The sequence below is a fragment of the Pseudomonadales bacterium genome, assembly GCA_024234435.1.
Classification (GTDB): domain Bacteria; phylum Pseudomonadota; class Gammaproteobacteria; order Pseudomonadales; family Porticoccaceae; genus JACKOF01.
On record JACKOF010000001.1, the window covers coordinates 573,763 to 593,257 of the forward strand.

The following is a 19,495-nucleotide window of genomic DNA, read 5'->3' on the forward strand; positions in this document are numbered from 1 at the left end:
TTTTCCTCGTTCTTTTACTTCGGAGTGGGTGAGGTGGTTGCACCTAGCCTCCGGGTTTAGATGCTTTTCTGCAGGGCCTCTACTTTGAAAGCAAACGTAAATGGCCCCAGTGCTGCTTCTAATTTCTTTATTTTATTTTCTGTTTCGGCTTCGCTGTCTTGCGCTAGTTCCACAATGGCCGTTGTTCGACCACCATCTTCGGAGATTTTGATGCTGATGCTCTCTGTTGGCATTGACGTCAGGCATTGCTCTTTAACCACGCGGAGAATTGCATCGTTTCGCAAAGGTGGTTTGGATACCTTGCCGACTCCGGTCAATGGGATAGCATCAATTACCACAATTTCTACTGGTACAGCTGCCCGCTCGGGGATGTTCTGCTGTGCAAAGAGAAGAATTTCGTCAGCGGTTGTTTTGGCGTTTGGCCGCAGCTCAATGTAGGCCATTGGCAATTCGCCTTTACTGGCATCGGGTTTGCCAACAGCGGCGGCGTGTAATACGTCTGGGTGGGACATGAGTGCATCATCAATCATGGCCGAGTCAATGTTATGCCCCCCTCGAATAATGACGTCTTTTTCTCGACCATAGATCCAGATAAAGTGGTCTTCATCGACGAAGCCGATATCCCCGGTAGTTGCCCATTGAAGTTCGTCGGGACCACCTTCTATAAAAAACTCGGAATCTTTACTGCTGTCAACAAAGCCACTCATTGTGGTTGGTCCGGCTGCGATAATGGTTCCTCGTTCCCCTGGTTCAGCCGCCCGGACAAATTTATTCCCCTCGAGAATGGCTGACATCGCTTTGTGGAAGGGTACAACACGACCACAAGAACCAATTCGCGGCTCTACGTCAGATCCATAGTGAAAGGAGAGTATCCCGTGAAATTCTGTGCCGCCCCACACCTCTTTCAACCATATACCGTACTTTCGATGAAATGAATGGATGAGCTCTCGGGCAAGACTAGAACCACCCGAGGTGTACTCTTTTAATGTTGCGGGTCCGGGTCCGTCGTGGCTGAGAACGGCTGCGATTGTGGTGGGTGCTGTAGTGATTGATGTCATGCCAAATCGCTCGACAATATCCCAAAACCTTGGCACTAAATCTTTATTTCTAAAACCATCAGGGGTAAGAGAGACCAATGTTTGTCTGAACAGCAGACAACGCAATGCGTTAGCAATAGCTCCGCCTAGATGAAAGTTAGGCATTGCATGCCCGACAATTGCGTCTTCATCAGGACCCATGGCGATACCGCATAACCAGGCTTGAATCAATTGGCCTTGGTGAGAGTGGCGGACGAGTTTTGGAGCTCCAGTTGTTCCGCCAGTATGCATATAAGCGCACTCGATATCGCCGCTGCTGGCCGGGTTGAAATCAAGACCGCCAGTTCGTGATTCTTTGAGGGCTTCGTTAAATTTCTGCTCTTCGCCGGTAGCATCGCCATAGATAAAAATCGTTTTTAAGCTGGTAACTGATTTTTTAATCGCGGCCAAGGTATTTTCATTATTGGCACCGCAGCTACTGTTGGCTGTTACTAAAATGGTTGCCTTGGCAGCTTTTATTATCTCTACGGTATGTTCCAATGATAGAAATGGGTTGATAGGCACATATCGCCCGGCAACTGCGCCTCCCCACATGGCGATCAAGGTTTCTGGTAAGTAAGGGCCTATAACGGCAACAATTGGAGGATTGCCGGCTGAATGTCGGTAAAACAAATTAGCTGCCTGCTCGACGAGAGACAGATAAGTTGCAAAGTTAATATCTCTCGGGGAGAGGTCTTCAGGTGTTTCTATATGTTTGATAGCCGATTTTTCGGGGCTGCGGTTGGCTGCAATTTTTAATGCTTCATAGATTGTTTTGACAGGCATCATGTCAGAAAGAGAACATTTTTCTAATTGCCTTACTTCTTCAGCAGAGTTCAATGAATTTCTGAAAATATCGCTCATTGTGTTGATTTTCTCTAGGTTTAAGCTGGTATTGTTTTTAAAAACCGTGTTTAGGGCCCTTTTATCTTTTTAAACATACTTAGTTAATTGTATTAAGTATGTTTAGGGCGATAATGCCACCATAAAACAAGGTTGACAATTATTAGTTGCGTTTGATGTGTTGCCGTTATTTATTGTGTTTCGACGATATTTAATGGAAGAGCCGCGAGGGTGCTAGGCACAAACTGCGATTAGAGAGATTTCTGTTCTGTTAGAGATTACTAATAAATTGGGCAATAAGTAGATTTAGCTGTCAGCTTTTAGCATTAACTTGCAGTAACCCTTAAAGCTTTCCAGAGAACTTGACAGGTCTACCTCATCAGGAGAAACCATCCATTGATAGATTAAGCCGTATAAAAATGACAGATAAGTGATGGCAAAGGCTTGGGGGTCGACGTCATCGGGGAACTCACCTTGATCCACACCTTTGGTAATTATTTTTTTGACGGCTGCACGAGACTGGCCCAGAAATTTTTCTACCATTGGCAACGAGATAGTTTTACGCCCTAACGCATCAAACCACAATTTGAAAATGGCGGTTACGAATACGGGGTTCCTACTGAACATTTTGTCGACCATCTCCAGCGTTGCCAATATTTCCTCAAGGGCAGTTTCTCCGTGTAGTGACTCCAGGGTGTACTCCTTGCGCAGTTGAATCAGTACAGTAATCATGTATTGATACAACCCATCTTTGGAACCAAATCGGGAGCTGGCGAGGCCGCTACTGTACCCGGCTCTTTTGCCGATTTCCGCAAGTGTCGCTTTCTGGGTTCCACGCTCATTGATTAATTCCGAAGCAGCTTCCAAAAGTTTTTTGTCTGAAATAGCGGTTCGTTCTGCCTGGGTTAGCCTTTTATTCATAACGGTCAAATATAAACGTATGGGGGATCAATTTTGAATAATAGCTTTTTTGATAAAAGCAGACCAATTTGAATAAGTTTATTTGTTTGAAATAGTTGTTTTTAACGTGCACTCTTCTGCAGGTTTCAAGAATTGCCTTATTAATGAATTCAGGTTTGCACGATTATGTACTTGGTCCGCACCGGCGCAATTACCGGGTTTGAAACATTTGTGTATGAACTGGGCGGGAATCCTGTTGAGTTGATCCATCAGGTCGGACTTAAACCCGCTCAGTTTCGAGATCCAAACACCTACATCTCATACGGGAAAATGATTCAGCTACTTGAGTCAGCTTCTGAAGGTTGTGGGCATAAACAGTTTGGTTTGTTGTTGGCGCAGCGACAAGATGCCAATGTTTTTGGTGGACTGGCGTTGAGTATTTCTCAAGAGCCAACGGTTGCGGCCGCTATCAGTAAGTTCAACCGTTACCTCTATCTTCATGCAACTGGCGTATCACTGAATCTGAATCCCGCTGGAAAGGATATACAGTTTGGTATTGAGTTCCTCGTATCAAGCGCTTACGGGTTTAATCAGTTGTCACAACTGAGTGTTGGACAGATGGCCAATTTTCTTTCAAAGATGGTCGGTTTTGATCGTTACGATTTTGATATTCATTTACGTCAGCGAGACCCTGACCCAACCGGCTCTCCGAAATCCGGATTTCGCTCCTGTATCACTTACAGCAGCGGTTTCAATGGTATTTTGCTTAAAAAATCGTTCTTTGAGCAGAAGCCCCGGTTCGACGAGGTTGCACTGCAAAGCCATTTCAGTGGTTATCTGCAGTATTTACAAAAGCACTATGCGGGTGATTTACAAAATCAGGTTAAGGATATTATTGGTCAGTTATTGCCCTCCGGAGAGTGCAGTATTGAAACCGTGGCGGAAACTCTGAGTTTAAGTGCCAGAGTGTTGCAGAAAAAGTTGAAAAGGGAAGGTGTGAGCTATCGGGAGTTGTTGAAGGAAACGCGCCTGACGGTAGCAGAGCAGTATCTCAAGAACGGATCTCTATCCATTACCGAGCTGGCACTGAATCTTGGGTACGCCGATGTTTCCATATTCTGCCGATACTTTAAAGCCTGGACGGGTTGCTCACCGAGAGCGTGGCGTCAAAAGCAATGCTAGCTTTGCGTCTTCATCATATTCAGGCGGCTTGATTCGTTCGTAAAAAGTCAATAAGTGTTCGCAAAAAGTCGGGAATTGAATGGTTCAGTTTCGTATGATTTTTCATCGAAGTTAACAGCTTCGTCTGCTTAATAGCGCTGCAGAAACAACAAATAATATTAATCGAATTGTGAGGGGTTACAGCTGTGATTACCGATAAAGACCTGGATTTTCATCCCACCGATCCGGATGCCCATGACTGGGCCGAAACCAATTATTTTGCATTTTTCAATGCAGAACATGCTGTCTGTGGGCACTTGCAGGCACTGTTTCGCCCTAATCTGGGGGTGGTGATGAGTGATGTGCGTGTTTGGAAAGGGTTGGTGGATGACACCGCGGACACCTGGTATGTGGCCAACCACTTTCACTTGCCGATGCCGGAGCCGCGCAACCTGCGCGAGTACACTTTGAAAAATGGTCTTAGTGTGAAGGCTTTGAGCCCGCGTGATTATCGGGTGGACTATATAGGTGTTGAGGACTCCAGTATCCATTTCGATGTGCGAGGCATTATGGAGCCTTACGATACATCTGATCCTGATATGGACCCGGTAACCCGGGCGGCGCAGGGAAAGAGCTGGACCTTTGATGCGGCTTACAACGGCCATTTTGATATGAGTGCACGTTTAACGGGTGAGGTGACTGTGCGAGGGGAAACTATTCCCATTAACTGTGTGCAGGTGATGGACCACAGCTGGGGTCCGCGCACAGAAGTTGATTTGGCGGCGATGATGTGGCTCGGCGGGCACTTTGAAGATGATGGTGAAGAGATTGCCGTTCATGCTTTCTTTCCGGCAGATCCTGCCAATAAAGCAGTATTATCCCCCTTAGCTCATGGTTACGTGACCGTTAATGGTGAAGTGCGTGGTTTGGTAAAAGGGCAATTGGAAGTGACGCGGCTGGGGTATCAGCCAATCGCTTATGTATTCAGTGTTGAAGATGAAGATGGTCGCAATTACACATTGTACGGTGCGACTATTGCTGGCGGCCCTTGGCCGGTTTATCCCAGCGTGGATGTGGGGCTTGCCCTGGTGCGCTGGACATTGGGAGGCTGTGTTGGGCACGGCATGGCCATGGAAAACTCTTCTATGGCGTACAGAACCCGGCATGGGCTACCTGCTCGAATAAGCAAATAGTATTATCGTTTGTTGCCACGTTGTAACTTGTGTATCTATAGTCCGTTACTGTTTGGAGAACAGCTTTACTTATGAATGTTTTGATTGTTTATGCCCACTCTCAACCGTCATCTTTTAATGCAGCATTATTGGATACCGCGGTACAAACGCTCGGCGAAGAAGGGCATGCGGTACAGGTTTCCGACCTTTACGCCATGAAATTTAACCCGGTGGCTTCCGAGGCTGATTTTAAAGAGCGGCGATTTGAAGGGCATATGCAATACGATCGCGAGCAAAAACACTCTTTACAGCAGGGTACCTTTAGCGATGACATTGCTGCTGAGATAGAAAAAGTGCTGTGGTGTGATCTGTTGATTTTGCAGTTTCCACTCTGGTGGTATGGCGCTCCGGCCATTATGAAAGGCTGGTTCGACCGGGTCTTTGTTAACGGTTTGATGTATGGACAGTTAGGTCGGTTTGACAAGGGCGGCATGAAGGGTAAAAAGGCGATGGTATCCATGACCACCGGATGTTTTCCCGGGATGGTTGAAGAGGGGGGCGTGATGGGGCATCTGGATGCCATGCTGTGGCACTTACAATACGGGACACTGGCGTATGTAGGGTTTGATGTGTTGGAGCCTTTTGTCGCCTGGTCAACTCGTTATTCTGAGGATGATGCTCGGAAGGAATACCTGGATGAGTATGCAGCCTGCTTGCGAAAGCTGGATGAAATTCCGGTGAAGTACGTGCATCCCACAGAGGAGTTTGGTCAAGACTGGAAACTCAAGCCCGGTATTGAGGGCAAGACGATTGGCCATAAACCTTTCAAGCCTGAATATAAATAACCCTTTTATGGCTTCCAGCAGATATTGATGTTCATCAAGGGAAGGAAAAACTGGGTTATACCATTCCAAAGAATGGTCATTTAATACATTAGCTCATGATAATATGTGTCTCCCGAAAGCATGGCTGTTCGTTGTGGTTAATTATTATCTGGAAGTATGACTTTGTTCTTAAAATATTTGTTAGCTCACGGGTTAAAGGCTCGTAGTAGTTTTTGTTTGCAGTCTTGGCTGTTGTCTCTTTTGGTTTGCTGCCCTTTTGTTGCGAATGCAACCGATGTGGATATGGGGGAGTATGAAGCGTTGCCCGCTGGCACTGAGGCCTTTTTAGTTTATTACAAGGGGTCTCAGACGGACTCATTGTATGCATGGGGACAAAGTTCTGGACGGCGCCAGGGTGCGGGTAGATGCTACAGTTTTGCGTTATGTACGTTATCAGATGGTGGGCGACTATCTGGTGGCTGCCCCGCAGTTTATTCTGCCGTATGGCAAGTACGAAGGCAGTAAGAACATGGCGCAGTTGGGTGACACACGGGGTGTGGGTGATTTATTGGTCCCCGTCCCGGTGTTTATCGTTAATGACCCTGAAAAGCGCCGCACGTTGGTAGTGAATCCCATTTTGCAAGTCCCTATTGGCTCTTACGACAATGATCGTTCCCTAAATCTCGGGGAAAACCGTTGGAAATTTGAACTTCAGATTGGTGGTACAACGGCGATTGCCAAAAAGTGGAATTTGGAGTTTGTAACGGGTGTTGAGTTTTTTGAGGACAATACGGATTACTCCCCTGCCAGCGTCACCCTTGAACAGAAGCCGCGTTACAAGCAGCAGCTATATCTCAATTACTACGCTTCCCCAACTCTGCGGTTTGCATTGGGTGCCAACCATGTCCGCGGTGGTGAAACAACCATTGATGGTATTGACCAGGACAATGCGTTTTCAAGTACTCGTTTTATCATTAACGGTGCTACCAATATCACTCCAAAAGACCAGTTACTGGTCTCTTTAAGCCGTGACATCTCCGTTCGTAACGGGTTGCGCGAGGAAGGGCGTTTAATCTTGCGTTGGCTTCATATCTTTTGAGGTTTTGTTTGGGGCATTGTTTCATTAAATGCTGCCACACTGATTACGCCTACAGATCAATTGTTGATTTCTTTGCGGGGAGATACCTCCGTTCGCAACGGTCTTAAAGAAGAGGGTCGAATCACCGTCCGATGGCTCCATCTTTTCTGAAAATCTTTTCGGCTCAACGAGTTACTGAGTAAATCGGGCTGATTCAAGAGAACCGCATACCTTTGAGGTGTGCGGTTTTTTTTATGTCTGTAATTCGACACTCTCTTGTTTTAGACATTACGTCTATATATTTTGACTGAAAGTCTATTCTTGTGTAATCTCTGCCAGCTTGATGGGGCGGCTGTCACAGAATAAGAGGGTACTTCTATGCCAATACAGGATAAGCGTTACTTCAATGATGAGCAGATAGCAGATATCAGGAGCCGTTATCGGGTAGAGCGAACCGTTGATGAAGCGCTGACCTGGAAATTGCAGCGTCGTCGCGGGGATGACTACATACTGGCTACAGAAGAAGAGTTGTTTACCCGGTTACAAGGTTTCCTTGCTTCACGGCTGGATGGTGAGTTTGAGGTTTTTGATCTGTCCCGGGTACCCGGTGGTGGTTCCAAAGAAATGTTTAAGTTCAAACTTAAGCAGGGCGAGCAAACCCGTGGCCTGATTTTACGAATGAACCCTGGTGAGTCGATTGTTGAAACACACCGTTTGCGTGAATTTCAGGTGATTGCTGCTATGAAAGGGGTTGTCCCTGTGCCCGATGTTTTCTGGGTAGATGTAGATGGTTCGGAACTAGGCAGTGGAGCAATGATCTGCGGCTTTGTTGAGGGCGTAGCCAAGCCTTCAGAGCCAACAGGGGGCGGGGGCGCTGTGAGTGGCATAGGCTCCGGGTTCCCTCAGCCATTGAGAGAAAAATTGTCAGGTCCTTTTGTTGAGCATCTGGTTGCTATTCATCAATTTGATTGGAGAAATGCGGACCTGTCTTCGTTGGACGTACCCCGGGCACACACTTTGGAGGTTTCCGAATGGTGTCTTGATCACTGGAGCCGAGTTTGGGAGGAAGACAGTTTTGAACCTCACCCGGTAATGGCGCTGGCTCGTAACTGGCTTAAGGAAAACATGCCGGTGACGGAAGAAATAAGAGTTATTCATAACGATTACCGAAACGGAAACTTTATGTTTGATGAGCGTAGCGGCGAAATTACTGCGATTCTCGACTGGGAGTTGGCTCGACTGGGAGATATTCACGAAGACCTGGCGTGGGTCCTGTTTCCCGGGTTTTCTTCACCGGATGAAAGCGGTAAACCAATGGTGTGCGGCTTGTTGAGTCGTGAAAGTTTTATTGAGCGTTATGAGCAATTGAGTGGCAACAAAATAGATCAGCAGCGCCTGCATTACTACACCATTATGAACCTCTATAAGCTGGCTGTACTAGGCTATGCGAGTAATGTTCGGGCGGCATCAGACCGACAGACTCATCTTGATGTCATGATGAATCTGAGTGCGGGATTGGGCTGTTCGTCAGTTGGCGGGCTTTATCAATTAATGACTCAGCAGGAGGCTTGCTAATGTACCCTAGTGTAAAGCAAAGCATTGCTAGTGTTTGTAAGGCTTTAGAAGAAGTGGTAGTCCCCGAATTGAACGGTAGTGCCTTCGCCAGTGAACAAGCGGCGATGATTGTCGCTCAGTTGAAGCAAATTACTGATGTGGCTGAACACCAGCATCAGTACCTCAGAGTGGAAATAGAAGACACCTTAAAACTGTTGGGCTACTGGCAAAGCGGTAAAAATATTACAGAACAAGAATGCCCGATTTATTACCGTTTCCGAAGTATGTCTTCAGATGAAGTAACGCAGATGATGTTTGCAGAAATGCAAGAATCTTTACTTGCGCTAAAAGCTGAACTGAATCAGTTGATAGAGAAAGGCTCATTGAGCCTGGATGACGCAACGGGTAAGCAACTGCGACGCTATATAGATCGTCAGTTGGCGCGGGAAACAGCCTGGTTCAGATTGTCAGGATTTGTGGGTGATGCCGGGCAAGTGCCTTCGATTGCCGAGGTTTTGAAAACCCAGAGCGAAGAAACACTATAGCCAATCAATTGCTATGTGTAATTCAAGGGTAAGAAATTAACGAAAAAGGGGATATTTATTATGATTAAAGACAGTGATATTGAGTTTCATACACCGGAAAATGCCGATTATCTTTGGGCCGAGACTAATTATTTCGGCTTCTCAATTCCAGAAGAAAAAATCATGGGTTCTGTGTATGTGGTGATCCGTAAAGGGTTAGGCGTAATGTCTGCGGATGTCTCTATCTGGAGCGCTGTAACGGATAACCGGGCAGAATGCCTGCACGTGAATAACCATCAGCATTTACCTGCGCCGAAAAGTATGTCGGATATCGAAACGCCGATAGGTCTCAGGGTTCAGGCATCTAGCCCTCGCAACTACCGAATTGATTATCAAGGATTTGACGACACCGAATTGGAAATTGACTTTAAAGGGTTGATGGAACCGTTTGATATTCATGATCCAAACCATAGCCCCAAAGCTGTGATTGACGATTCGACGAAGGCCGCAGAGGGATCTGGCTTTGGTACTGGTTATGGTGGTCATTTCGACCTAACGGGCAAGCTGACGGGCAGACTTAAGCTTAAAGGTAAAGAGTACAAAATTGATTGTGTTGAGACCATGGACCACAGTTGGGGGCCTCGTCCGGAAACCCACATGGTGCCGATTGGCTGGATGCATGCCCATTACAGTGAAGACCTGGCATTTCACTGGATTTTACTTTGCGACTACCAAAAGCCAGTAGGACAGCAACAGCAGCTTGCTCATGGTTACGTGCTTGAAAATGGCAAGGTTTATGGGCTGACAGATATGAAAATAAGCACCGTGAGATCCGGTGTTGTCACCATAGGGCATGATGTGGAGCTAACGGACGTTCGTGGCAAAGTATGGCGTATGCACGGTAGCGTTGAATCCGGCTCCCCGTGGGTTTGTTATATCAGCACCATGGTTTATGTCTGCAATATGCGTTGGACTATGCCTGATGGCAAGGTTGGATACGGTGTTTCTCAGGAGAACCACGCTATTCAGGAGCTCAACGCCCAGCGCGGAAAGTTGTGGTCTGACCAACAGTCAAAAATTACTTCATAACAGATTAATTGATCTGTACTGCTGGAAAGGGTTGCCTGGATCGGTTCAGGCAACTCGATTCAACAGGTGAGCGGAATAAAAGAACAGAGTGGAGCGCGCATTTTTTAAGCGGGGATTTTTTATGAAAAAATGGCTATTGATTATGGCGGTGCTTACAACCGCATGTGTATCGGTATCAGGTTATGCCGGTGAACTTATGGATGGGCGGCTGGCTTCAACCGACGCTTATTTCGCCCAGAGGGAAAGGGGGCAGTTAACGCCTGATATGGATGCCCAGCTGGCATACATGTCTTACACGGATTTTATTTCCCCGTTTTACAGCAGGGGCTGTGATTTTACCGCCTGGGATATGAAAAAGGTGCCCCAGCGTATTGTTAAATACTCGCTCGGGTTTTACACCTATGGTTTGGCCAGTGTTGCCCTGATTGACCCTGAATTGAGTGAATTTGTGGGGCACAACATGGATACCGCCATTGCTAAAATGCGTTGCAAATATACCTGGGTGGATTGGGAGCACGATGAATTTGGCAGCGATCCCATTGCAAAATACAACATCATGTACAAGGGGCATCTCAATCTGATGTATGGCCTTTACCAGATGTTAACTGGAAACGATCAGTACGAAAAAGATCACAAGAAGTTGACCAATATTCTGGTTGAAGAAATTAAGGCCAGCCCTTATGCCGGTATTGTCTGTGAGCCTGACAACTATTTCCCACAGTGTAACTCGGTGGCTTATCTCAGCTTGTGGGTTTATGACCGACTGCATAACACGGACTACAAAAAGTACACCAAACCCTGGCTGGAGTTTCTCAAAAAAGAATTGATAGACCCGGAAACCGGCGCATTCCATGTTGCCTATCACCCCACCTCTCATTCCGTAAAACCCTGGGTTTCGGCTTACACCACAGCCTGGACGTTAACCATGATTCATGGCCTGGATCCTGAGTTCTCCAAACAATATTACCCGGATTTCAAAAAACACTTTGTTGAGGTTTATGATAACGGCCACAAGGCTCGAGTGAGAGAAACCATGGGTACGATGGACTCAGATGGAGGTGTCGGTATGGCTTCGTCCTTTACCTTGTTGTTAGCTAAGGAGATGGGTGACAAGAAACTGTTTGATCAGTTGCTAAATCATATTGAGCCTCCCGGCCAGCCTTACATCCATTCGCGTATTTTACGTTACAAAACGCCAACGAATGCGCTGTTCGATGAAATGCTATTTATCAGTAAAGTGCACGTAGGGTTCGGTGAATTGATTAATGCGCCATTAGCTACCAAACATTAATTAAACTATCATCAGGTTTTTCAGCAAGCTCGAGTCAGTAGTTTAGGACTCGAGCTTTTTTTATGGGCGGTATGTTTTACAAACTATTTTGAATAGGCTTAGAGTTTTTTTGCGAAAATGGATTGATGGCAAATATAGGCAAAAGTATTAATTAACTCATCGACCTGATTATCATCATAACGACCGATAAACCGTGCGCAGAACAACTCAATAACCCAGGTTAATACATCGGCGAGCATATCCGGTGAAACACCTTGTGCGGTTAGTTCTTCATGATCTGAAGCCTGTACTGCTTTGCGGCTTTGCTCGCAAAGAGCCTGCATCATTTGTTCGTATAGCTCGGCTACAGTTTCGTCATGGCTGGTTGTTGATGCTGCCGCTTCAAGAACGGCATGGTGCTTTTTGAATGTGCCGATAATACCTTTCAACGCAGGCTTCAAACTTTCGGGTTCGGTAGCACCAGCTCCGGATTCAAACCAGGAGCCAGCGCTCTCGACAACCTCGTCTGTTAGGCGCTTCATCAAACTGGATACCAGCTCTGCTTTATCGGCAAAATGCAGATAAAAAGTCGCCCTGGCGATACCCGCTTCTTTTGCGAGTTGCTCTACAGTCACTGTTGCAAATCGTTGTTCTTTTTCGAGTAGTTGCTCCATGGCAATTAACAGGCGATCTTCCACGCTAAGTACCGGTGTAGATTTTGCGCGTGGGCGACGTTTACGAGCCGTAGGCATCACTAATTGTCTCAGATTTGGTAAAACTAATGAAATAGAAATGTATCTAGTAGTAGGAGTTTAATCTGAAAGTACTTCTTTGAACAGATTGATTCAGTGGGAGATTAGCCACATTCGAAGAGTTAGGTTGGTTTTGTAAAAGGAGTATTAATTCAGAATGGATAAAACAGACATTTGCCTAGGGTTGGTGGGAACACCTGTAAAAACGCTTTATTAATATACTACTTGATTGACATCAAGTCTTCTCACCAGTTGGTAAGTTACCGTATTGTTACCTTATGAATAGTACTGTTTCAGCAATGTTTCAGTTGCTTCTCAGGGGCAGTAATAAGTCTGAATTACAACAAGTTATCGAGAAGTTTGCTCAGGTTTTAGTTAAACAATCTCGGTCGTGAGTTGTTCTCGCTTTATCGCTTGGCAGGGTTTTGTCTGTATTCGCGAGACTTATTTAAAAATGGAATGAGAGAGGTAATTCAATAATGAAAATCATTAAAAAACTTTCCCTTATTGGGGTTGTGTTTAGTACCGTGAGCTTAGCATCGGGAGTATTCGCGGCGGTTTCTTCGACAGAAGCGGACAAGCTAGGTGCTGAACTGACGCCTATGGGTGCTGAAAAAATGGGTAATGCGAACGGCACCATCCCTGCCTGGAACGGTGGGTTGCGCGAAGCTCCAACAGGATGGACGCCGGATCAGGGCTATGTGGACCCCTTTGCTGATGAGACCCCCCTGTTTGTGATTGATGCAAACAATTATGAAAAATATCAGGATAAGCTCAATGCCGGCATGATCGCGATGATGAAACAATACCCGGATACTTTCAGGTTGCCGGTTTACAAGAGTCATCGTACTTTTGCTAATCCGCAAGCGGTGTATGCCCACACTAAAGAGTTAGCAACAAAAACGAGCATCGATGGAGAATCCCTGGAAGGCTATAGCCAGCCTGGTATTCCCTTCCCGATACCCAAAACAGGCATAGAAGTCATGTACAACAATATGTTGCATTGGTATGGCGGTTTTGATCAATGCGCAGACTGGTTGCCTGTTCAACCGAGTGGAGGTTATTACAGGGTCGGCTATTGTCAAAATGTAATCCAGACGCCGAATATGGATAAAATCAAAGATAATAATGACCTCTTCTATTACTTTGGACAATATGACGCCCCAGCAACATTGGTGGGAACCATTTACCTTGTACATGACACTATTGACAGGAACAAGGGATTACGTCGAGCCTGGATCTACAATGCTGGGCAGCGCCGGGTACGCCGAGCACCGGATCTAGCTTATGACAATATTGATGATGGCACCGAGGGCATGCGTATTACTGATGACTGGTGGGGATTTTTTGGTGCATTGGATCGGTATGACTGGAAGCTGGTTGGCAAGAAAGAGATGTATATCCCCTACAACGCCTATAAGTTGAGTGATACTAACCTGAAGTATGACGATATGCTGGATAAAGGACATCTGAAGTCGGATTTGATGCGCTACGAATTACACCGTGTTTGGGAAGTTCAAGCGACCCTGAAAGATGGTATGTCGCATATATATAAAACGCGGAACTTCTATATCGATGAAGATAGTTGGATGGTTGTTTTGGCTGATGCCTATGACAGTCGCGATAACCTATGGCGAGTTTATTCTGATCCCCTAATGCAAATTTACGATTCAGATGTCATGTTTCATAGGGCTATGTTGGTACATGACCTTGTTAGTGGCACATTTATCGCTAGTCAGCTTGATAATGAACGTAAGCAGCCTGCGCTTGTGTTTAGCCAGAAGGGGCGATACGCAGACTTCCAAACCAGTGCTATCCGACGCCGTGGTATTAAATAACTACAGTTAAGTTAGAGTTACCCAGGCCCGGAAGAGCCTGGGTTTTCTCTATTTAGGGCGAGTGTATTTCTCCGCCAGTTTTTTGAGTATAAATTTCTGAACCTTTCCGTTTGGATTGCGGGGCATAGTATCAATAACTTCTACTTGCTCAGGCCAGTATTGTTTAGCGGTGCCGCTTTTTTCCATCCAGAGTCTAAGATCGCTTAAGTCGAATTTTTTCCCCCGTTCCAAGGTGACAAAGGCACAGGCACGTTCTCCCAATCTTGCATCGGCATATCCGACCAGTGTTGCATCTACAATATCCGGGTGTCGGTACAACAGGTTTTCAATTTCGGCAACGGGAATGTTTTCTGCACCTCGAATAATAATGTCCTTGGTGCGACCATTAATTCGAATGTACCCTTCTTCATCCATGTAGGCCATATCGCCAGTATCAAACCATCCATCCAGGTGGATATTCTCCAACTCCGGTTGTTTGTAATAACCCAAAAACAGGCTGGCCCCTCTGACGAATAATCTGCCGGTTTGTCCTGGCCCTAAAGGGTTGTGATTTTCATCAGCAATTAACAGTTCTATACCTTGCAATGGGCGACCATCAGTGGTCGAAGATTTATCCCTGGATTTTTCAGGCGCTGTTAGGCTTCCTGCCAATGCTTCTGTCATTCCCCATAAGGAACAGACTTTGGCATTAAGTAAACGTAGTGCGTCTTCAATAATGACCGGTGGAATAGGAGCACCACCGCATAAGAAAGTTTTTAACGACGGTTTTGTGTTACTGGTGCTGACAACTCTGCATATGTCTGACAGAAAGGGGGTGGAGGCCGCCATGTGCGTGACGCCCTCGGTGACCATGATGTTGACGCCCTCATCAGGTTTCCATATATCCTGAAGTACTGCTTTTCCTCCAAGTAATAAGGATTGGAGAATGCCGGCAGTGTAGCCAGTGGTATGACCAAATGGGGCGCTGATCATATGGACATCTTTAGATGTGAGGCTTAACCTCGAGGCTAGCGAAGACGCGCAGGTTAACATGGTGTTCCAGCTATGCATTACCCCTTTTGGTTGCCCTGTTGTGCCAGAGGTATACATCAGTACAGATATTTCGTCCGCGGCAGCACTTACAGATTGTTCTGACGTGACAGGTGGATAGCTGCTATTAATAATCGTTTGCTCAAACCCGTTATTTTCATCACCATCGACCACAACAACGTGTTCCAAATTAGGCAGTTCAGGTTTTAAAGCCTCTAACATGGGTGGGTACAAAAAACCGCGAAACTCATTCGGAATGATGATAGCTTTCGTGTCTGAAAATTTAAGCATGAACCGCAATTCGCGCTCACGGAAGATGGGCATGAGAGGATTGGTGACAGCCCCCAGCCGGGACAGGGCGTAAGTTGCAACAACAAATTCCCACCAGTTTGGGAGCATTAAGGCGACAATATCACCATTTTTTATTCCGAGCCCGCGAAGTGCGCCAGCTGCCCGTGCAACCATTTCTTCGAGCTCTACATAGGTTAGACTTTTGTTGGGGGAGGCGCTTCCGGTTTCTGATCGGTAAGACACCAGAGCAGTTTTATTGGGGTGTTTCTCTACTGCCCGAGTGAGAATGTTTTCAACGGTAATATCCCTCCAAAACCCCTGAGCTCTCATGGCTTGCGCATGAGCTCGCTTGTCAAACTGCATTTTGATCATAAAATGTAAGTGTCCATTTTTGTTAATGATTTAAGGTGTTTTTACTCTTTCTATCAGGGGGAATATTTGAGGAAGTTATTCTAAATAACATACTTGCTTGAATCAAGCATCTGGTATTACTGTGGCTGCTTCAAATGACTAGGCTGAGCGCTGATAGTTTATGATGTAGGGCTAATACTCAAAGGTGAATATATGATTTATGCAATGAACTTGTATGATATCGTTGATGAGGATATGTACAAGGAATATGTAAAAAGGTCTACGAGCTTTTTGTCATCGATAAAAGCTGGTGCCATTGCTGCCGGGACTAATCCTTTCAGGGAAATCTGTGGCCAAGCAAGGAGCAACTTTATTATTGCAAAATTCCATTCCGTTCAAGATTTTGAAGCAATGCTCCGATGGCAGGAAGACAATGATATTAAAAGATTACGAGAGTTATCGACAGATAATTATATCTGGACGCTTTATGAGAACTGGGATATGGCGGCGTGGTTAGCTGACTAATACTGAGCTATTTAAATAGGGATATGGCATGAAAGAAAAGCAATATACAGCAAGTTGTTGTTGTGGCGAAATGGCAATCACCTTTGAAGGTGAACCGTTGCGGGTATTTAGGTGCCACTGCAAATATTGCCAGCGTCGAACAGGAAGCGTTTTTCAGGTTTCAGCCTGGTTTAAGAGAGAGCAGGTGGTTTGTAAAACGGATGGAAAGGTTTTTAATGAATCGGAGAACAATGCAGGGGTGGATTACTCCTTTTGTACGCGTTGTGGCTCTACGGTGCATTGGCCGCTGTCTATTTTTCCTGACGTTTATGCTGTTGCCGTTGGTTGTTTCGCGGACAAAACATTCCCCAAACCGGACATCGATATTCATGAACAACATAGGCACCCGTGGGTGCCTCTTATAGACGGTGTGGAGAGTTACAAAGAGTGGCCACCCTTTGTTCATGATTTGGTCGCAAGTGCGAATACTGCGAAAGATGAGATGTAAACAGGCTGCGTAATAAAAGTTAAAACTGATGCTGCTTGTGTGGCGTTGGTTTTGAATTGCTTGCCAGCTTCTATAGTGCGACGTTATCGGTTCTGGAAATCAATCGCTTCATTGTGTCGCTAATACCCATTTTCGTATTGGTGTTGAAGTCGTATGGTACAACGACTGTATAGCCCTCAGCGGCTACAACGTTTTGTGCATGGCTAAAGATCTTCATTATCACTTTGAGAGAGGTGTTACCTATATTTTCGGTTTTCACGCCAATATGAATCTTATCCGGCGAGTGTAGTGCCGTTTTATAATCACAGTGATTTGACGCTGCCACGTAGCCCATTCCGGTATTTTTGTCGTATCCCGGACAACCGACTCTACTCATGTAGGCGTTACGTGCTTCTGCGAAGAAATGAAAATACTGCACATTGTTAATATGCAATTCTTCATTCGGATCAGGGGCAATATCAATGGTATAGGTGAATTCGAATGGTTCCAGTTCGCTCGGTTTACTGCTCATGTTCTTGGTGCCGTTTGAAGTTATCTGTTTCTACAACAGAATATATACTGTATCGCCAAACTGGGGGTGTTGGTTAGGTTAATAGAAAATCACTGATAATTTCCGAGAGTAGCGCCGGGGCTGTCAGGTGAGCATTGTGTCCTTGATCAGGGATTGTTACACGGGTGGCGTTGGGAAGCGTTCCATGTAGCGCTTCAACGGGCTCCACGTGGTGCTTTAATGAGTTTGAACTTGACAGTAATAGTGTTGGACTCTTAATGGAAGAAAAGCGTTTAACACCCATCTCAAGCTCGTCTATTACATGTATTTCTCTTGTCCAGGTCGGTGTTAAATCAATGCTTTTTTGCCAGCCTTTGGAGTTTCTGAATATACTTAGAGAGTCCTCGCTCATTCTCAAAAAATGAGTTAAACCGGTAATCAATACCTGTTCGTTTTGAGCGGTAGCAACTGCTTTTTTGTAAGCCTCCAGTGCATGTGCTGTCACAGATTTATAGGCGGGTAACGGTGGTTCGTAGATAGCTAGTTTTGATATTGGCAGAGTTCGTGCTGTTTCAAGTGCACAAATACCACCGTAGGAGTGTCCGAACACAAATGCATCAGAACCGGCAATTTCCAGAACAGCTTTGAGATCTTCATACTCTTTGTTCAGGCTGTATTCTTCCGAGTCACCACTGTTTCCACGCCCCCGACGATCCATCACGTAGCAGGTGAAATGTTTTGCAAGATGCGGTAGCGCGCGTGTCCAGTCGGCTGAACACTGCAGACTGCCATGGACAATCACCAATGACGGTCCGTTACCTGCCTGAATATAGCCGATGGTGGTGCCGTCCGCAGAGGTGACACAGCCATTGTTTACTCTGAAATCATTTATGTTTTCATAAACGCCGACCATTACCGGGGTTCTCCTGCATCTCTTTGTTGTTGCATAAGCATAAAAACTATGCAAGTGTTTATTAAATAAAGAGTATTTTAGTTCTTGTGATAGCAATACTGTCAAAAGGGTGACTTTCACAAGCCATTGTCAGACGCCGAGTATAACGTATTTCGCTGAAATTTGACCAGAATGTAAACTTGGTAGGTGATCAAATCCTTGGTCGAAAGCTGGATTGAGTTGATCATTTGTCAACTAAAGCCGTTGGCTCTTCGCGTAAGCGCCAACGGCTTTAGAGATGATTGTTCGCCGTATCTGAAGACGATCTGTAGAGAAAAGTCGCCGATAGAGGGATCAGGGTTTTTCCGTAAAGTATTGTTCAAGCGCCGAGTCGTAAATGTCGTAAAACTTCTTGCTCAGTGTTGAGTGATTGCCGGATAACTCGAAGCCGTGATAAGCGCCTGAAAACACTCGCAAATCTGTCGGTATACCCGCAAGCATAAGACGTTGCGCGTAGGCTATATTTTCTTCCAGAAACAGATCCAGTGTGCCAACAATCAGGGTGCAAGGGGGAAGGTTGGATAAATCATCTGCTCGGGTTGCTGCCGCATAGGGTGAAACATCCGGGTCGCCGGGAGAGGCTGTGTCCAGCAGGCTCTCCCAGCCGAGGCGATTCGATTCCCGGGTCCAGATAAATTCCCCTGTTAATGGGCTGGCGGGTACAGTGCTGCCGGTTCTGTCGTCGATCATTGGATAGATAAGAATTTGCCCTGCCAGTGGGATCTCGCCTCGGTCACGGGTCAGAAGCGCCAGTGCTGCAGTCAGTCCACCGCCTGCACTTTCTCCGCCGATAACTATTCTGTCTTTATCGACGGATAATTCACTTGCATTGTCATATGCCCATTTCAGCACCGCGTAACAATCTTCAATGCCGCAAGGAAAGGGGTTCTCTGGCGCCAGCCGATAGCTCATGGAAACCACAATACATTGATGCTTTTCAGCAAAACGGAGGTTGCGTTCATCAATGGCTTCCAGGCCAGGCAAGATGTAGCCTCCCCCAGGAATGTGAACATAAATCGGCAGTTTATCGCTAGTGACGATTCTGGGTGTATAAACCAGTATTCGGATGCTGTTGCCGTCCGGCCCGGTAGAGGTGATGAACCTTTCTTCACGAGTTACCGGGCCACCTTCGGGGCAATCAGCCAGTGCGAAAAACTCCCCCCACATTTCTCGGATAACAGAGAGGTTGTCGCGATTAAGGCTGTTTAACGGAAACAGTTTGATGAAATCTACCAGCTCCGGATCTACGAGATGTAGCGACGGGCTGTTATTACTGATTTCTGCCATGT

18 protein-coding genes are annotated in these 19,495 nt (G+C 46.1%); 11 read left to right on the forward strand and 7 right to left on the reverse strand.

What is annotated here, in order from left to right; translation table 11 throughout:
• Positions 1-56 precede the first annotated feature (56 nt).
• Both H7A02_02690 and H7A02_02695 read right to left on the reverse strand, forming a co-directional pair.
• Positions 57-1,940, reverse strand: coding sequence for an AMP-binding protein (locus tag H7A02_02690; protein MCP5171166.1), 1,884 nt, complete (start codon positions 1,938-1,940; stop codon positions 57-59).
• 285 nt (positions 1,941-2,225) lie between these two features.
• Positions 2,226-2,840, reverse strand: coding sequence for a TetR family transcriptional regulator (locus H7A02_02695; protein ID MCP5171167.1), 615 nt, complete (start codon positions 2,838-2,840; stop codon positions 2,226-2,228).
• Between the two features lie 165 nt (positions 2,841-3,005).
• Here H7A02_02695 and H7A02_02700 point away from each other — a divergent pair, with 165 nt between their 5' ends.
• The 8 genes from H7A02_02700 (at position 3,006) to H7A02_02735 (ending at position 11,512) form a co-directional block, all read left to right on the forward strand.
• Entirely contained in the window at positions 3,006-4,001 is a 996-nt protein-coding gene (locus H7A02_02700; GenBank protein ID MCP5171168.1) for an AraC family transcriptional regulator ligand-binding domain-containing protein, read from the forward strand.
• Between the two features lie 185 nt (positions 4,002-4,186).
• A complete protein-coding gene (locus H7A02_02705) occupies positions 4,187-5,173 on the forward strand; it encodes a hypothetical protein (protein ID MCP5171169.1) in 987 nt (328 codons plus the stop codon).
• A gap of 71 nt (positions 5,174-5,244) precedes the next feature.
• A complete protein-coding gene (locus H7A02_02710; protein ID MCP5171170.1) occupies positions 5,245-5,997 on the forward strand; it encodes an NAD(P)H-dependent oxidoreductase in 753 nt (250 codons plus the stop codon).
• Between the two features lie 361 nt (positions 5,998-6,358).
• Positions 6,359-7,075 (forward strand): transporter, encoded by a 717-nt coding sequence (locus H7A02_02715; protein MCP5171171.1) that lies wholly within the window; start codon positions 6,359-6,361, stop codon positions 7,073-7,075.
• Positions 7,076-7,432: 357 nt separating this feature from the next.
• The gene (locus H7A02_02720; GenBank protein MCP5171172.1) at positions 7,433-8,629 is read left to right on the forward strand and encodes a phosphotransferase family protein; all 1,197 of its coding nucleotides are present in this window, start codon (positions 7,433-7,435) and stop codon (positions 8,627-8,629) included.
• A complete protein-coding gene (locus tag H7A02_02725) occupies positions 8,629-9,153 on the forward strand; it encodes a hypothetical protein (GenBank protein MCP5171173.1) in 525 nt (174 codons plus the stop codon). The genes H7A02_02720 and H7A02_02725 overlap by 1 nt, the downstream gene beginning before the upstream one ends.
• A gap of 60 nt (positions 9,154-9,213) precedes the next feature.
• Positions 9,214-10,221: a hypothetical protein gene (locus H7A02_02730; protein MCP5171174.1), complete on the forward strand. Its 1,008-nt coding sequence runs from the start codon at positions 9,214-9,216 to the stop codon at positions 10,219-10,221.
• Positions 10,222-10,342: 121 nt separating this feature from the next.
• Positions 10,343-11,512: a hypothetical protein gene (locus H7A02_02735; GenBank protein ID MCP5171175.1), complete on the forward strand. Its 1,170-nt coding sequence runs from the start codon at positions 10,343-10,345 to the stop codon at positions 11,510-11,512.
• A 98-nt stretch (positions 11,513-11,610) separates the two neighbouring features.
• On the opposite strand, the gene H7A02_02740 is transcribed toward H7A02_02735, so the two are convergent.
• Positions 11,611-12,243, reverse strand: a complete 633-nt coding sequence (locus tag H7A02_02740; GenBank protein MCP5171176.1) for a TetR/AcrR family transcriptional regulator — start codon at positions 12,241-12,243, stop codon at positions 11,611-11,613.
• Between the two features lie 479 nt (positions 12,244-12,722).
• Here H7A02_02740 and H7A02_02745 point away from each other — a divergent pair, with 479 nt between their 5' ends.
• Positions 12,723-14,081 (forward strand): DUF1329 domain-containing protein, encoded by a 1,359-nt coding sequence (locus H7A02_02745; protein MCP5171177.1) that lies wholly within the window; start codon positions 12,723-12,725, stop codon positions 14,079-14,081.
• 48 nt (positions 14,082-14,129) lie between these two features.
• Here H7A02_02745 and H7A02_02750 read toward each other — a convergent pair whose 3' ends face one another.
• The gene (locus H7A02_02750) at positions 14,130-15,773 is read right to left on the reverse strand and encodes an AMP-binding protein (protein MCP5171178.1); all 1,644 of its coding nucleotides are present in this window, start codon (positions 15,771-15,773) and stop codon (positions 14,130-14,132) included.
• A 192-nt stretch (positions 15,774-15,965) separates the two neighbouring features.
• Here H7A02_02750 and H7A02_02755 point away from each other — a divergent pair, with 192 nt between their 5' ends.
• Both H7A02_02755 and H7A02_02760 read left to right on the forward strand, forming a co-directional pair.
• Entirely contained in the window at positions 15,966-16,277 is a 312-nt protein-coding gene (locus H7A02_02755; protein ID MCP5171179.1) for a DUF1330 domain-containing protein, read from the forward strand.
• A 28-nt stretch (positions 16,278-16,305) separates the two neighbouring features.
• Positions 16,306-16,764, forward strand: coding sequence for a GFA family protein (locus H7A02_02760; protein MCP5171180.1), 459 nt, complete (start codon positions 16,306-16,308; stop codon positions 16,762-16,764).
• A gap of 70 nt (positions 16,765-16,834) precedes the next feature.
• Here the strand turns inward: H7A02_02760 and H7A02_02765 are convergent, their stop codons facing one another.
• The 3 genes from H7A02_02765 to H7A02_02775 all read right to left on the reverse strand — a co-directional run bounded on the left by H7A02_02765 (position 16,835) and on the right by H7A02_02775 (position 19,493).
• Positions 16,835-17,275 (reverse strand): acyl-CoA thioesterase, encoded by a 441-nt coding sequence (locus H7A02_02765; GenBank protein ID MCP5171181.1) that lies wholly within the window; start codon positions 17,273-17,275, stop codon positions 16,835-16,837.
• 73 nt (positions 17,276-17,348) lie between these two features.
• A complete protein-coding gene (locus H7A02_02770) occupies positions 17,349-18,167 on the reverse strand; it encodes an alpha/beta hydrolase (GenBank protein ID MCP5171182.1) in 819 nt (272 codons plus the stop codon).
• A gap of 333 nt (positions 18,168-18,500) precedes the next feature.
• Positions 18,501-19,493, reverse strand: a complete 993-nt coding sequence (locus H7A02_02775; protein ID MCP5171183.1) for an alpha/beta hydrolase — start codon at positions 19,491-19,493, stop codon at positions 18,501-18,503.
• Positions 19,494-19,495: the final 2 nt, after the last annotated feature.

Coding starts and splice junctions, on each gene's coding strand:
- H7A02_02690 (MCP5171166.1), bottom strand. CDS start 1,940: ATGAGCGATATTTTCAGAAATTCATTGAACTCTGCTGAAGAAGTAAGG.
- H7A02_02695 (MCP5171167.1), bottom strand. CDS start 2,840: ATGAATAAAAGGCTAACCCAGGCAGAACGAACCGCTATTTCAGACAAA.
- H7A02_02700 (MCP5171168.1), top strand. CDS start 3,006: ATGTACTTGGTCCGCACCGGCGCAATTACCGGGTTTGAAACATTTGTG.
- H7A02_02710 (MCP5171170.1), top strand. CDS start 5,245: ATGAATGTTTTGATTGTTTATGCCCACTCTCAACCGTCATCTTTTAAT.
- H7A02_02715 (MCP5171171.1), top strand. CDS start 6,359: ATGCATGGGGACAAAGTTCTGGACGGCGCCAGGGTGCGGGTAGATGCT.
- H7A02_02720 (MCP5171172.1), top strand. CDS start 7,433: ATGCCAATACAGGATAAGCGTTACTTCAATGATGAGCAGATAGCAGAT.
- H7A02_02725 (MCP5171173.1), top strand. CDS start 8,629: ATGTACCCTAGTGTAAAGCAAAGCATTGCTAGTGTTTGTAAGGCTTTA.
- H7A02_02730 (MCP5171174.1), top strand. CDS start 9,214: ATGATTAAAGACAGTGATATTGAGTTTCATACACCGGAAAATGCCGAT.
- H7A02_02735 (MCP5171175.1), top strand. CDS start 10,343: ATGAAAAAATGGCTATTGATTATGGCGGTGCTTACAACCGCATGTGTA.
- H7A02_02740 (MCP5171176.1), bottom strand. CDS start 12,243: ATGCCTACGGCTCGTAAACGTCGCCCACGCGCAAAATCTACACCGGTA.
- H7A02_02745 (MCP5171177.1), top strand. CDS start 12,723: ATGAAAATCATTAAAAAACTTTCCCTTATTGGGGTTGTGTTTAGTACC.
- H7A02_02750 (MCP5171178.1), bottom strand. CDS start 15,773: ATGATCAAAATGCAGTTTGACAAGCGAGCTCATGCGCAAGCCATGAGA.
- H7A02_02755 (MCP5171179.1), top strand. CDS start 15,966: ATGATTTATGCAATGAACTTGTATGATATCGTTGATGAGGATATGTAC.
- H7A02_02760 (MCP5171180.1), top strand. CDS start 16,306: ATGAAAGAAAAGCAATATACAGCAAGTTGTTGTTGTGGCGAAATGGCA.
- H7A02_02765 (MCP5171181.1), bottom strand. CDS start 17,275: ATGAGCAGTAAACCGAGCGAACTGGAACCATTCGAATTCACCTATACC.
- H7A02_02770 (MCP5171182.1), bottom strand. CDS start 18,167: ATGGTCGGCGTTTATGAAAACATAAATGATTTCAGAGTAAACAATGGC.
- H7A02_02775 (MCP5171183.1), bottom strand. CDS start 19,493: ATGGCAGAAATCAGTAATAACAGCCCGTCGCTACATCTCGTAGATCCG.